Annotated in this window: 12 protein-coding genes; 2 read left to right on the top strand and 10 right to left on the bottom strand. The window is 69.1% G+C overall.

Annotated features, from left to right (window positions below; all coding sequences use genetic code 11):
• Positions 1-6: 6 nt before the first annotated feature.
• The 3 genes from ACQPYZ_RS27615 to ACQPYZ_RS27605 are packed head-to-tail and all read right to left on the bottom strand — an operon-like array spanning position 7 to position 3,066.
• Complete coding sequence (locus ACQPYZ_RS27615) at positions 7-855, bottom strand: carbohydrate ABC transporter permease (protein ID WP_433161190.1); 849 nt, start codon at positions 853-855, stop codon at positions 7-9.
• Positions 845-1,792: a carbohydrate ABC transporter permease gene (locus ACQPYZ_RS27610; RefSeq protein ID WP_433161189.1), complete on the bottom strand. Its 948-nt coding sequence runs from the start codon at positions 1,790-1,792 to the stop codon at positions 845-847. Before ACQPYZ_RS27610 ends, ACQPYZ_RS27615 begins: the two co-directional genes overlap by 11 nt.
• Positions 1,792-3,066: an ABC transporter substrate-binding protein gene (locus tag ACQPYZ_RS27605; protein ID WP_433161187.1), complete on the bottom strand. Its 1,275-nt coding sequence runs from the start codon at positions 3,064-3,066 to the stop codon at positions 1,792-1,794. The genes ACQPYZ_RS27610 and ACQPYZ_RS27605 overlap by 1 nt, the downstream gene beginning before the upstream one ends.
• A 195-nt stretch (positions 3,067-3,261) precedes the next feature.
• On the opposite strand from ACQPYZ_RS27605, the gene ACQPYZ_RS27600 reads away from it, so the two are divergent.
• Positions 3,262-4,026, top strand: a complete 765-nt coding sequence (locus tag ACQPYZ_RS27600) for a FadR/GntR family transcriptional regulator (RefSeq protein WP_433161185.1) — start codon at positions 3,262-3,264, stop codon at positions 4,024-4,026.
• Here the strand turns inward: ACQPYZ_RS27600 and ACQPYZ_RS27595 are convergent.
• The 6 genes from ACQPYZ_RS27595 to ACQPYZ_RS27570 are packed head-to-tail and all read right to left on the bottom strand — an operon-like array spanning position 3,929 to position 11,494.
• The gene (locus ACQPYZ_RS27595) at positions 3,929-5,752 is read right to left on the bottom strand and encodes a GH39 family glycosyl hydrolase (protein WP_433161183.1); all 1,824 of its coding nucleotides are present in this window, start codon (positions 5,750-5,752) and stop codon (positions 3,929-3,931) included. The genes ACQPYZ_RS27600 and ACQPYZ_RS27595 overlap by 98 nt on opposite strands.
• A gap of 23 nt (positions 5,753-5,775) precedes the next feature.
• Positions 5,776-7,353 carry a glucoamylase family protein gene (locus tag ACQPYZ_RS27590; RefSeq protein ID WP_433161182.1) on the bottom strand — a complete coding sequence of 526 codons (1,578 nt, stop codon included), beginning with the start codon at positions 7,351-7,353 and terminating at the stop codon, positions 5,776-5,778.
• 21 nt (positions 7,354-7,374) lie between these two features.
• Positions 7,375-8,187, bottom strand: a complete 813-nt coding sequence (locus ACQPYZ_RS27585; protein WP_433161180.1) for a carbohydrate ABC transporter permease — start codon at positions 8,185-8,187, stop codon at positions 7,375-7,377.
• A complete protein-coding gene (locus tag ACQPYZ_RS27580; RefSeq protein ID WP_433161179.1) occupies positions 8,187-9,152 on the bottom strand; it encodes a carbohydrate ABC transporter permease in 966 nt (321 codons plus the stop codon). Before ACQPYZ_RS27580 ends, ACQPYZ_RS27585 begins: the two co-directional genes overlap by 1 nt.
• A gap of 6 nt (positions 9,153-9,158) precedes the next feature.
• The gene (locus ACQPYZ_RS27575; protein WP_433161178.1) at positions 9,159-10,451 is read right to left on the bottom strand and encodes a sugar ABC transporter substrate-binding protein; all 1,293 of its coding nucleotides are present in this window, start codon (positions 10,449-10,451) and stop codon (positions 9,159-9,161) included.
• A 17-nt stretch (positions 10,452-10,468) separates the two neighbouring features.
• Positions 10,469-11,494, bottom strand: a complete 1,026-nt coding sequence (locus ACQPYZ_RS27570; RefSeq protein WP_433161176.1) for a LacI family DNA-binding transcriptional regulator — start codon at positions 11,492-11,494, stop codon at positions 10,469-10,471.
• 103 nt (positions 11,495-11,597) lie between these two features.
• Between ACQPYZ_RS27570 and ACQPYZ_RS27565 the strand changes: the two genes are divergently transcribed.
• Positions 11,598-12,176, top strand: coding sequence for a histidine phosphatase family protein (locus tag ACQPYZ_RS27565; RefSeq protein ID WP_433161174.1), 579 nt, complete (start codon positions 11,598-11,600; stop codon positions 12,174-12,176).
• On the opposite strand, the gene ACQPYZ_RS27560 is transcribed toward ACQPYZ_RS27565, so the two are convergent.
• Positions 12,144-12,716 carry a TetR/AcrR family transcriptional regulator gene (locus ACQPYZ_RS27560; RefSeq protein WP_433161173.1) on the bottom strand — a complete coding sequence of 191 codons (573 nt, stop codon included), beginning with the start codon at positions 12,714-12,716 and terminating at the stop codon, positions 12,144-12,146. The two genes, ACQPYZ_RS27565 and ACQPYZ_RS27560, sit on opposite strands and share 33 nt — an antisense overlap.
• Positions 12,717-12,732 lie beyond the last annotated feature (16 nt).

The following is a 12,732-nucleotide window of genomic DNA, read 5'->3' as shown; positions in this document are numbered from 1 at the left end:
GGGTTGTTAGCGGCCGCCCAGACCGGTGACGAGCAGGCCGCGGACGAGGTGTTTCTGCAGCAGGACGACGAGCAGGACGGTCGGCAGCATCGCCAGCACGGACGCGGCCATCATGAGATTCCACTGGGTGCCCTGCTGGCCGATGAACTGGGCCAGGCCGAGCGGCACGGTGCCCTTGTCCTCGATGCTGTTGACGACGATCAGCGGCCACAGGAAGCTGCCCCAGAAGCTGATGAAGGTGAACACGGTCAGCACCGCGATGGCCGGCCGGGCCAGCGGCAGCATGATCCGCAGGAACGAGCGGATCGGCCCGCACCCGTCCACCCGGGCGGCCTCCTCGAGCTCGGCCGGGACGGTCAGGAAGAACTGCCGGAGCAGGAAGGTGCCGAACGCGGTGAACGCCCAGGGCAGGATCAGCGCCCAGTAGCTGTCCACCCAGCCCAGCGACTGCATCAGCCAGTACATCGGCACGATCAGCACCTCCTGCGGCACCATCAGCGTGCCCAGGAACAGCACGAACAGTTGCTCCCGGCCCCTGAACTTCAGCCGGGCGAACGCGTACGCCGACATGCTCGACGCGACCACCACGACCAGGGTGCCGACCACCGCCACGAACAGGCTGTTCAGGAAGTACCGGCCGAACGGCGCGAACGCGAACGCGTCGGCGTAGTTCTGCCAGCGGATCTCCGAGCCGAACAGCTCCGGGGTCGGGGTGAACACCTCGTCGGCCGGTTTCAGCGACGTCGAGACGGCGTACACGAGCGGACCGAGGAAGAGGATGGCGACCACGATCAGCAGCACGTGTGAGACGCCGCTGCGGACCCGGCGGCTGACGGCGTTGGTTTCAGACGTCATAGTGCACCCACCGCTTCTGACCGAAGAACTGGATCGCGGTGATGCCCATGATGATCACGAACAGCACCCAGCCGGCCGCGGACGCCAGCCCCATGGTGAGGAACTGCCAGCCCTGGTTGTAGACGTACATGACGATGGTCTGGGTGGACACGCCCGGTCCGCCCTGGGTCAGGATGAACGGCTGCGCGAACACCTGGAACGAGGTGATCAGCGTCATCGTGGTGGCGAAGAAGATCGACGGCGTGATCATCGGCCAGGTCACGTACCGGAACCGCTGCAGCGGGCCGGCGCCGTCGATCTGCGCCGACTCCAGCTGCGACTGCGGCACCTGGTCGAGGGCGGCGGAGAAGACCAGGAAGTTGTAGCCGAAGCCCTGCCAGATCGACATCGCCACGATCGCCGGCATCGCCCAGTTGGACGAGCCGAGGAAGTTCGGGGCGTTGACGCCGAACCAGCTCTGCATCCCGGTGTCGATCAGGCCGCCCGGCTGGAACAGCAGCCGCCAGACCATCACGTTGGCCACCATCGGCGTCATCACCGGGATGAAGAACAGCACCCGGAACGCCTGCCGGCCGCGGATCTTCGGCCCGAGCCAGACCGCGAGCCCGAGCGAGACGACCACGTTCAGCGGCACGTACAGGACCACGAACAGCGTGGTGTTCAGCACCACCCGGCGGAACACCGGATCGTTCAGCAGGTGGGTGTAGTTGTCGATGCCGAGGAACGTGCGCTCGCCGAACACCGGCCAGTCGAACAGGCTGATCCCGAGGGCCATCGCGGTCGGGAACAGCGTGAACAGGGCCAGCCCGGCCAGGCTCGGCGCCAGGAACAGCCCGGCGTACCGGCCGTCCCGCCGCAGGCCGGGCCGGCGCCCCGCCGGAGCGGCACCCGGAGGCGCACCCGGCGGAGCGACGGTGGTGGTGTTGACGGCGGCCATCAGGATCCGGCGCCCGCCTGGTCCTGGATGGTCTTCAGCGCCTGGTCCGGCGGGACCTCGCCGTTCAGCGCCTGGGTGCCGAAGCGGTTGAGCAGGTCGGCCACCTGGACCCAGTTCTTCGAGGTCACCAGCGGGACCGAGTTCTCCGAGGCGTAGTCCAGGGTCTCCTTCGCGCCGTCGATCTTCGCCGCGGCGAACCAGGCGTCGTGGGCGGCGGTGCGGGCCGGGTACGCGCGTCCCGCCGCGGCCAGCGTGGTCAGCGGCTTCTCACCGGTCATCGACATGATCGCCTGGAAGGCCGCGTCCGGGGTCTTGCAGGACCGGGAGATGCCGAACCCGGAGCCGGCGGTGTACGTCTTGGAGCCGTCCGGGCCGGCCGGGATCGGCGCGACGCCGAGCTGGAACTTGACCTTGCCCTTGGTGTCGATCAGCGACCACGGCCCGTTCAGCTGCATCGCCGACTTGCCGGAGACGAACTGCGTGGTCTCGAAGTCGGTGCTGCCGGACGGCACCTGCGGTGCGATCTTGTCGGTCCGGACGAAGTCGGCGTACCCCTCGAAGCCCTCGACGAACTTCTGCTCGGTGAGCGCGAGCTTCCCGTCGGCGAGCGGCTCCGCGCCGGTCTGGGTGCGGACCCAGGCGGCCACGCTGAGGTCACCGGGGGTCGTCACCAGCCCGGTCCGGCCCGCGCCGGTGAGCTTCTTCGCCGCGGCCTTGAACTCGTCCATCGTCCAGCCCGGCTTGGGCTCGGCGACACCGGCGGCCTTGAACAGGTTCTTGTTGTAGAAGATCACCATCGGGCCGGAGTCGTACGGGATCGCGATCTGCTTCCCGTCGGACTTCAGCCCGTCCATGATCGGCTTGTCGAACTCCTCGGTCTTCAGGCCGTACTTCTGCATCAGCTCGTCGAGCGGGAGCATGGCGTTCGCGTACGACGCCAGCCGCAGGCTCTGCATGCCGATGATGCACGGCGCCTTGCCGCTGGCCAGCAGCGTGCCGATCTTGGCCCAGTAGTTGTTCCAGTCGGTGCCCTGGAGTTTGACGGTGATGCCGGGGTGGTCGGTGGTGGCCTGGTCGGCCACCTTCTGCCAGGCCGCCTGGTCCTCGGTGCCGCCGACCCAGAACGACCAGGTCAGGTCCGCCTTGTCGGCCGACCCGGAGCTGTCGCCACCGCCGCTGCCGTCGTTGCCCCCGCACGCGGCCACGGCCGTGAGGGCGAGAGCCGACAGGGTCGCGATCGCCCAGCGGCGGGCTCGCGCTGGTGTTCGGTACATCCTGACCTCCAGGGGAAACCTCGAAGAAATGCGAGTGATTCATCCGATCTATATGTCGTCCCCTTGACATGAGTCAACAGCTCGTGGCCTTATTTCAGGGCAGAAAGTCGTCGATCAGGCGGAAAACTCGCCCAGACATCCGATGTGTGTCAGGCTGACATCGGATGTTTCCACCCGGCAGGTCAGGAGGTGCGCGTGCGGGTCACCGACGAGGCGATCGACCGGATCAAGCAGATGATCGTGGCCGGTGAGCTGCGGCCCGGCGACCGGCTGCCGCGCGAGCCGGACCTGGCGGCGCGGCTCGGCCTGTCCCGGAACTCCCTGCGGGAGGCGGTCAAGGCGCTCGCGCTGATCCGGGTGCTCGAGGTCCGTCAGGGTGACGGCACCTTCGTGACCAGCCTCGACCCGGCCCTGCTGATGGAGACGATGGGCTTCGTCCTCGACCTGCACCAGGACGCCTCGGTGCTGGAGTTCTTCGAGGTACGGCGGATCCTCGAGCCGGCCGCGGCCGCGCGGGCCGCCCTGCGGATGGCCGACGAGGACATCGCCGCGCTCCGCAAGCTACTGGACGAGCTCGGTCCGGAGCCGTCGGTGGAGGACCTGCTCGCCAGTGACGTGGAGTTCCACCGGTTGCTCGCGGTCGGCAGCGGCAACCGCGCGCTGGCCTCGATCATCGACAGCCTGCGCCAGCCGACGTACCGGGCCAGGATCTGGCGTGGCCTGACCCAGAACGACGCCGTCGCCCGGACCCTGGCCGAGCACCGGGCGATCCTCGACGCGATCGAGGGGCGCGAGCCGGAGGTGGCGAGGTCCTGGGCGACGGTGCACATCGCGGGCGTCGAACGCTGGATCCAGGAGGCGGTCAACCTCGACGAGGTGGCGCAAGCTCCAGCAGGACGGCGGAAGGCATCGGCAGCGTCAGCTCGACGGCTGACCCGTCCCGTGCCAGCGGAGTACTGACCAGCCGGCTGCGTTCGGCCAGCTCGGTCAGCTGCTCGTCGGTCGGCCAGTCGCCGAGGCCGAGCTCGGCGGCGGCGGTCGCGATATCACCCGCCCCGATGCCCAGCGTGGTCGCCGTGGCCTGCCAGGACGGGTCCACGCCGGGCAGCTCGACCCGGACCGTCCTGGACAGCTCGGGCGCGCCGTCGGCCTTCGTCTGGTCGAGGGTGAGATTCCACACCAGTACGGCGATCCGGTCGTCGGCACGGGACGCCCACGCCTCCACCAGGCTCCCACCACCGTCACCGGTCAAGCTCACCGGCAGCTCGATCGGACCGAGCCGGCTCAGCATGGTCATCGCGTGGTACCGCGGCTTCGCCAACCCACCCACCGTCTGCAGCCCAAAGCCGCCGTGCAGCAGGCGCGGCGGGCGGCCCAGCTCCTCGAAGTGGTCCGACGCGACCCAGTAGGCCAGCGCGTCTACCCGGCCCGCCGCGGACCGCATCCCGCGCAGCAGGAACACTCCGGAGAACACCGAGTCGTTGATCGGGTTGAAGTGGGTCGGCGTCACGCCCCACTCGGTCCACAGGATCCGTGCGTCGCTGAAGCCGTGCCGGTCCATCGAGGCCCGGACGTCGAGCGGCGGGCTCCCGTAGGTGTGCGTGGACACGAAGTCGACCGGGGTGCCGTGCGCGGCCGCGTGCGCCAGCAGGTCGTCGACCCAGCCGGCGGCGGCCGACGACGGACCGCCGACCGCGAGCCGGGCGTCGACCGACTTCACGGCCGCCGCGGTGGCGTCGTACAGGTGGAGCCACTCGGCCTTGGTGCCGGACCAGAAGACCTCGAGGTTGGCCTCGTTCCAGACCTCGAAGTCCCAGGTGAGCACCTCGTCGAGGCCGTACCGCTCGACCAGGTGCCGCACCAGCGCGCGGACCAGGTCGTGCCAGCGCTCGTACGACTTCGGCGGCGAGATGATCGCGCCGTACGCGAACACCGTCTTCGACGGGTCACTGGCCAGGTCCCGCGGCATGAACCCGAGCTCGACCACCGGCCGCAGGCCGATCGCGAGCAGCTTGTCGTAGATCGCGTCCACCACGGAGAAGTCGTACGCCGGTTCGCCGTCGACCTCGGTGTAGACCCGGGTGTCGTCGTGGAAGATCGCGTGCGCCCGGACCGTGCGGACCCCGATCTCGTCGTGCATCCGGCGCAGCGCCTGCTCGAGCTCGACGCCGATCTCGTGGCCGCCGCTGAGGTCCGTGCAGAGCAGTTGGCTGAGCCGCTCGCTGCCGATCATCGGCACCCACGGCATGGGCAGCTCGGTGCCCTCGGCGCGCGCGTCGACGGTCACCGACACGACCGGCACGGTGCCGTCGGCAACCAGTGGGACCGCGCCGACGACCGCGCTCGGCCGCCCGGCCACGGTCACCTCGGGAACGCTCGCGACCGCGTACCGGTACGGCGTCCCCGAGGTGCACGTGGTGTCGACGTACGGCGGCGCCGGGACCGACAGGACATCGCCGCTGTGGTGGTCGACCGGCTCGAGCGGACCGTGGTCACCCGTCCCGCGCAGGATCAGGTACCCGGAGGCGCCGTCCACCGGCGACCAGTCGATCGTCACCTGGCCGGCCCCGCCGACCGCGGTGACTTCCTTGGGGGGATCGAGGTCGGGGAAGGTGAACTCCCGGTCCTCGTCGCTGCGGACCGCGATCCGCGCGTCCCAGTCGGCCTTGGCGTCGTCGTGCTGCATCAAGAACTCTCTCCCGTGTCGTCCTACTCGAGGCCGGACTCGAACTTCTCCATCGCGATCAGCGGCCGGATCCGGCGCTCGACCTGCCGGCTGCTGAAGTTCCGCCGGATCACGTCGTGGGCGAAGACATTGCCGATGGCACCCATCACCATGGCCTGGTCGAGCGACAGGTACCGCTTGGCGATCAGGCCGGAGCGGACCGCAACCGAGTCGTAGAAGCCGCCACCGGCGTACGCCTTCAGGTTCTTCTCGATCTTCGCGAGGTTGTCGATCGCCTGCCGCGGCGCGTACTGCATCGCCAGGAAGGCGGCGTGCGGGGTGACCACGCCGTCGCCGAACGTCGGGTTCGGGTTCGTGCCCTCCCGGCAGCCCTCGAAGCCGGCGTCGTAGTTGGTCGCCTCCAGGTCGGACGGGTAGCCGCCCGGATCCATCCCGATCGCGTCCACGCCGTAGACGGAGTACCCACCCTTGGGGTTCGAGGCGGGGGAGAAGCCCCAGTAGCCGTACCTCGCGTCCTCGAGACCGTGCTCGATGTGCGCGCGCACGGTCAGCGGGTGGTTGATGCCCCAGCTGCGCGGCGCCCACCGCGACTCCGGCACGAACAGGTCGGGCATCAGCGACTCGAACATGTCGCCGCCCCACGACGGCACCAGCCGCATCCCGCGGTACGAGTACGTGCCCTCGAAGACGTCCAGGCCGAGGTACGTCCGGTGGACCCCCTTCGGCCGCTGCTCGACCCAGGACCAGTCGCACGAGTCCGGGAACGTCCGGTAGGTGGCGAAGTACTGCGTGTGCGGCACCTGTCCGAGCGCGAACCCGATGTACGGCGCGATCCGCGCCTCGGTGTTGCAGGTGTCGTAGTGGAACTTGCGGTAGTACACGTCCGGGCCGACGCCGGCGTGGTTGCCCTTGTCGGTCTCCTCGTCCGGCGGCGAGGTCTCGAAGAAGCCACCGCGCATCAGCCCACCGGGCCGGGCCGCCGGGTTGTAGTAGAAGGCGAAGTTCATCTTGCCCAGCAGGTGCTCGGCGAGCGCGCGGGCCCGCGGCTCGGCGTTCCGGACCACCATCAGCGCGGCCGCGAACCAGCCGTTGTCGACACTCGACACGAACGGCGTGATCGGCCGGGTGCCGTCCGGGTCCGTGTACAGCACCTCGCCAGTGGACTCGTCGTACCAGTTGAAGTACATGCCGCTCGGCTCGTGGTGGTCGACCTTGGTCATCGTGGTCAGGGTCTGGGTGATCCGGCGGTACGACTCCTGCGGCGAGATGATGCCGAGGTGCCGGGCGACGACCGTGCTCCACAGGTAGCCGCCGATGTTGGTGGGGGAGGTGTAGCGGCTGCGGACCGGGTCCGTGACCGAGGCGCCGATGTTGTCGGCGGGCAGCCCGGTCTTCTCGTCGGTCATCGCGACCAGGCTGCGCCAGGTGTCCCGGGCCCAGCGGCCGACGAGCGCGCGATCTGCCTTGCTGGGCTTCCAGTTCCCTTTGAGCAATGCGCCGGGGTCAGGCTTTCCGGCGTACGTCGTACCACTGGTGGCACCGATCAGAGCGACGGAGCCGGTGGTGGCGAGCAGTGTGCGGCGACTGATGTTGGCGGTCATCTTGTCTCCAGAGAAGGGGGTCTATTTGATGCCCGTGATCGCGATGCCCTTGGTGACGTGCCGCTGGAAGGCCAGGAACATCACCAGCACCGGTACGACGACCACGACCGCGCCGGCCATCAGCAGGCCGAAGTTCTGCGCGTTCTGGCCTTTCGAGTACAGCGCCAGGGCGACGGGCAGGGTGTACATGTTCTCGGTCTGGGCGATCACCAGCGGCCAGAGGAAGTTGTTCCACGAGCCGAGGAAGGTCAGGATGCCGAGCGTGGCCAGGGCGGGTCTGGTCAGCGGCAGCATGATCCGGGCGAAGATGCCGAGCTCGCTGCTGCCGTCCACCCGGCCGGCGTCCATCAGGTCGTCCGGCAGACCGGAGAAGAACTGCCGCATCAGGAACACGCCGAACGGCGAGACCAGGAACGGCAGGATCAGGCCGGGGAAGCTGTTCGCCAGCCCGGCGTTGGTGACCAGCACGAACAGCGGCACGAACGTGACCATGCCGGGGATCATCAGCGTGGCCATCACCAGCACGAACAGGGCGTTGCGGCCCTTGAACCGCAGCTTGGCCAGCGCGTAGCCGATCATCGAGCAGAAGGCCAGGTTCCCCGCTGTCACCGCCAGCGCGACCAGCGTCGAGTTGAGGAAGTAGCGCGGGAAGTTCGCCTTGTTGAACAGGTCCGCGTAGTTCTGGCCGGTCGGCTGCTCCGGCCACCACGTCGGCGGGACCCGGAGCAGCTCGCCCTGGGTCTTGAAGCTGCCGAGCACCATCCAGGCGAACGGCGCCGCGACCGTGACCAGGCCGAGGACTCCGATCAGGTAGATCCACCAGGTGCGGCGCATCACTTCTCCCTCAGCAGCCGGAACTGGATGAACGTGACCACCGCGATGACGACGAACAGGATGTACGCCATCGACGTGGCCAGGCCGTAGTTGCCGAAGCCGAACTGCTGGTAGGTGTACATCGACACCGAGATCGTGCTGTTCAGCGGACCACCCTCGGTCATCACGAACGGCTCCTCGAAGAACTGCAGGTAGCCGATGCCGGTGGTCACGCTGGTGAACAGCACGGTCGGCCGCAGCAGCGGCAGGATCAGGTAGCGGAACCGTTGCCACGGCCCCGCACCGTCGATCTGGCCGGCCTCCTCGACGGTCTGCGGGATGCCCTGCAGCCCGGCCAGGAAGATGATCATCGCGGCGCCGAAGTTCCGCCAGACCGCCATCGCGATCAGCGACGGCATCGCCCAGGTCTTCGACGCCAGCCAGTTCGGTCCCTCGACGCCGACCCAGCCGAGCACGGTGTTCAGCAGCCCGGCCTCCGGGGCGAGCACGAACCGCCAGATCACCGCGATCGCGACGATCGAGGTCACCACCGGCAGGTAGTAGCCGACCTTGAACACGCTCTGGAACTTCTTCAGCCCGCGGTCCAGCAGCACCGCCGCGGCCAGCGCGACGACGAGCGTCAGCGGGACGCCGAGGACGACGAAGTACGCCGTGTTGAACGCGGCCTTGCGGAAGGTCTCGTCCTGGAACGCCTTCACGTAGTTCTCGAACCCGACCCCGTTCACCGCGAACGGCGTCCGCAGGTCCCGCTGCCGCATGTCGGTGAAACTCGTCGCCAACGACCCCAGCACCGGCCCCGCCGTGAACGCCAGGAACAGCACCGCGAACGGCAACACCAGAATCCACGCCGTCACCGTCTGCTGATCCAACCGCCCCCGCCGCGGTCGCTTGCCGGAGTCCGTCACCGGTGGGGGTCCGCCCGCCGGGACGCGTCGCGCCCCGGCGGGAGCCGTCTTCTGACTCATCGGGGATCAGCTACCGGTGCCGATCGACGTGGCCTTGGTCTGCGTGGCCTTGGCGGTGTCCGCCGGCGACTGACCGGCCTTCGCCATCTTCTCGATCTCCGTGTCGAAGGCGTTCGCGACCTGCTCCCAGTTCACGATCGCCGGCGGCGCCTTGGCCGACTCCAGCTGCTTGCCGAACACCGGCAGCAGCGGGTCGGACGCGATGCTCGGGTCCTCCCACGCGCTCTTCACCGCGGGCAGGTCGGACGACATCTTGAACCACTCGGCCTGCGTCTTCGGGTCGGACAGGAACTTGACCAGCTTCCACGCGCTGTCCTTGTTCTTCGACGTCTTGAACACGACGAAGTTGGAGCCACCCACGAACGACGTGGACGTCTTGTTCTTCGGGATCTCGAAGACCCCGATGTTCGGCTTGATCGCGTCCCCGCCGAGCTTGGCGACCGAGCCCGCCATCCACGGCCCGGAGATGAACATCGGCACCTGGCCGTTGACGAACTGCGCCTCGGTCTGGTTCGGCGGCAGGTCGGTGCCGGCCAGCTTCTCGGTGAAGAAGCTCTGGTAGTACTCCAGCCCCTCCTGCATCTCCGGCGTGTCGAAGGTGAACTCCTTCTGGTCGTCGGTGGTCAGCTCGGCGCCGGCCGACCACGCGAACGGCATGACCGTCTGCCAGGACCCGCTGCCGCCCGGCTGCAGGTTGATGCCGTACCTGGCGCCGGCCTTCTCCTTCATCGCCTTGGCCATCGCCTTCAGGCCGTCCCAGTCGGTCGGCGGCTCGGTGATCCCGGCCTTCGCGGCCAGGTCCTTGCGGTAGTACACCAACCGCGTCTCGACGTACCAGGGAACGCCGTACTGCGTCCCGCCGACCTTCGTGGTGTCCAGGGCGCCGGGGTAGAAGCCCTCGTTGTCGAAGCCCTCCGGGGTCGGGTCGAGCGCGCCCAGGTCGGCGAACTCGCCCATCCAGGTGGTGCCGACCATGGCCGCGTCCGGCAGCGTCTGCGCGGTGATCGCGGTGGTGAACTTGTTGTGGGCCGAGTCCCACGGGATCGGCGTCACGGTCACCTTCGCACCCGGGTTCGCCTGCTGGAACTGCTGCATCAGCTTGGGCAGGTTCTCGCCCTCGGTGCCCATCGCCCAGACGGTCAGGTTGCCGGTGGCCGGCCCCTCGCTGACCGTCGTGGTCGGCTGCGAACCCCCCGCGGGGGTGTCCTCCGACCGGCCACACCCTGCCAGGGCAAGGGCGGTGGCGGTGATCGCAGCGCTGCCGATCACCAGCCGGCGGCGGATGCTGTGGGTGATCATCTGTTCTCCTCAGTCGGTTACTGCTGCAGCCCCGTGGAGCCCGTGCCGCAGCTGTCCCGCAGCACGAGTTGTGTCGCCAGTACGTCGTTCCGCGCGCGCGTCCGTTCGCCGGTCACCCGCTCGTGGAGTCGTTGCGCGGCCAGCCGGCCGAGCTCGGTCATCGGCTGCCGCACCGTGGTCAGCCCGGGCGACACGTACCGTGCCGCCATCACGTCGTCCCACCCGGTCACCACGAGCTGACCGGGTACGTCGACGTCGTTCGCCGTCAGCGTGTCCACGGCCGCGAGCGCGAGCTCGTCGTTCGCGCAGACCAGCCCGTCGGGACGTTTCTTTGCCTTGAGCACCCTTTCGGTGACCGCGGCGCCGGCCTCCTCGGTCAGCGGCACCTGCTCCGGCTTCGGGGCGCGCAGTCCGCGGGCCTCGTGCGCCTTCGCGAACCCGGCGTACCGCTCGGAGACGTCGTACGACGTGGCCGGGTCGCCGACGAAGAGCAGGCTGGTGCGGCCGTGGTCGAGCAGCCGCGTGGTCAGCTGCTCGGCACTGGCCGCGCTCTCGCTGCGGACCGAGTCGCAGCCGGTGACCGGCGGCCGGGCGATCAGCACGATCGGTACGTCGGCGCGGCGTAGGCTCTGGATCGTCGGCAGGTCGAGAGCGTTGCCATGGACAACGATCCCGTCGACCCGGCCGGCCAGGTCGCGGATCGTCCGGCGGGGGTCGGGGTTGCCGTGGGTGACCGTGATGATCACGCTCTGGCCGTGCTCGCCGGCCCAGCGCTCGTACCCCATCAGCAGGTCGCCGTAGAACGGGCCGGCCAGGTCGGGCAGCACGAGCCCGTGCGCCTCGTGCCGTTGTACCGCCAGGCTTCGGGCGGCGCGCAGCGGTACGTAGTTGAGCTCGCGTGCCGCCTGGTCGACCCGCGTCCGCGCCTTCTCCGACACCGGTCCGGTCCCTTGCAGAACCCGCGAAACCGTCGCGATGGACAGCTTCGCGCGGGCCGCGACGTCGTAGATCGTCGGCGGCCGTCCGCTGGGTCCGGAGGGCACTGCTGGCTCCTGGGGTCGGAGTGGAAGCGCTTACAGTTTTCGACCCTGCCTTGTCCGGGGCGGGTTGGTCAAGGGCTCGCGTGTCATCTGCGACGATGAAACCGTGACCACACAGGAACGGAAGGACCAGCTCTTCCTGATCCGGCACGGTGAGACCGAGTGGAGCAGGTCGGGCCGGCACACGTCGGTGACCGACCTTCCGCTGACCGCGGAGGGCGAGCAGGTCGCGGCCTCACTGAAGGCGCGGTTGGCCGAAGCGTCCTTCGAGCTGGTGCTGACGTCACCGCGGGAACGCGCGCGCCGGACGGCGGAACTCGCGGGCTTCCCCGAGGCCGAGGTCGACGACGACCTGGTCGAGTGGGACTACGGGGACTACGAAGGCATCACCACCGCGGAGATCCGCAGGACCGTTCCGGGGTGGACGGTCTGGTCGCATCCGGTACCCAACGGGGAAACGCCGGCCCAGGTCGCCACCCGCCTCGACCGGGTCAACGCCCGGATCGCCGCGGTCGACGGGGACGTACTCGTCTTCGGTCACTCACACGCGTTGCGCGCGCTCACCGCCCGGTGGCTCGAGCTCGACGTCACCGAGGGTCGCCACTTCGTGCTCGACACCGCCACGATCTCGGTGCTCGGCTGGGAACGCGGCTCACCCGCCGTCCACCGCTGGAACAACGAATAGGTCGACCAGCAGGTCCGCGCGCGCCTGCCGGTGTTCCGGCCGCATCCGGGCGCCCCGGTTGAGCGTCGCTTGCCCGTGCAGCGCGCCCCAGAACACCTCGGTCGCTGTCTCGGCATCCGTCGTCACGTGGGGCGTGACCGCGGCCAGGATCTCCGCGAACGCCTGCCGGAGCACGGCCGGCGTTTCCGTCGCCCCGAACACCAGGTCGGTCCGCCGGACGAACATCGCGTCGTACATCGCCGGGTGCTCCTCGGCGTACCTGAGGTAGGCCTTCGCGAGCCCGCGCAACCCGTCGCCCGCACGCCCTTCCCGGAGTACGACGGCCAGCTCCTCGAACCCCTGCAACGCGACGGCCGCGGCGATCGCGTCCATGTTCGCGAAGTGCCCGTAGAGCACCGGCTGGCTGTAGTCGACCTGCTCCGCGAGCCGCCGCGTGGTGACCGCCTCCCAGCCCTCGGCCTCAGCCAGCTCCCGGGCGGTCCGGACGATCAGCTCCCGGCGCTCCGCCCGGGCCCGCTCTCTGCGTGACTCACTCGGCATGACCGAACTCTAGCAC

The sequence above is a fragment of the Kribbella sp. CA-247076 genome (assembly GCF_050942445.1).
Taxonomy (GTDB): Bacteria; Actinomycetota; Actinomycetes; order Propionibacteriales; family Kribbellaceae; genus Kribbella.
The sequence above is the reverse complement of the archived record's forward strand: the minus strand, read 5'-3'. Positions and strand labels throughout refer to the sequence as shown.

What these genes read in the sequence shown, in the direction of transcription:
- ACQPYZ_RS27595 (WP_433161183.1), bottom strand. Translation starts at nt 5,752, where the DNA reads ATGCAGCACGACGACGCCAAGGCCGACTGGGACGCGCGGATCGCGGTC.
- ACQPYZ_RS27580 (WP_433161179.1), bottom strand. Translation starts at nt 9,152, where the DNA reads ATGAGTCAGAAGACGGCTCCCGCCGGGGCGCGACGCGTCCCGGCGGGC.
- ACQPYZ_RS27585 (WP_433161180.1), bottom strand. Translation starts at nt 8,187, where the DNA reads ATGCGCCGCACCTGGTGGATCTACCTGATCGGAGTCCTCGGCCTGGTC.
- ACQPYZ_RS27605 (WP_433161187.1), bottom strand. Translation starts at nt 3,066, where the DNA reads ATGTACCGAACACCAGCGCGAGCCCGCCGCTGGGCGATCGCGACCCTG.
- ACQPYZ_RS27560 (WP_433161173.1), bottom strand. Translation starts at nt 12,716, where the DNA reads ATGCCGAGTGAGTCACGCAGAGAGCGGGCCCGGGCGGAGCGCCGGGAG.
- ACQPYZ_RS27615 (WP_433161190.1), bottom strand. Translation starts at nt 855, where the DNA reads ATGACGTCTGAAACCAACGCCGTCAGCCGCCGGGTCCGCAGCGGCGTC.
- ACQPYZ_RS27575 (WP_433161178.1), bottom strand. Translation starts at nt 10,451, where the DNA reads ATGATCACCCACAGCATCCGCCGCCGGCTGGTGATCGGCAGCGCTGCG.
- ACQPYZ_RS27610 (WP_433161189.1), bottom strand. Translation starts at nt 1,792, where the DNA reads ATGGCCGCCGTCAACACCACCACCGTCGCTCCGCCGGGTGCGCCTCCG.
- ACQPYZ_RS27590 (WP_433161182.1), bottom strand. Translation starts at nt 7,353, where the DNA reads ATGACCGCCAACATCAGTCGCCGCACACTGCTCGCCACCACCGGCTCC.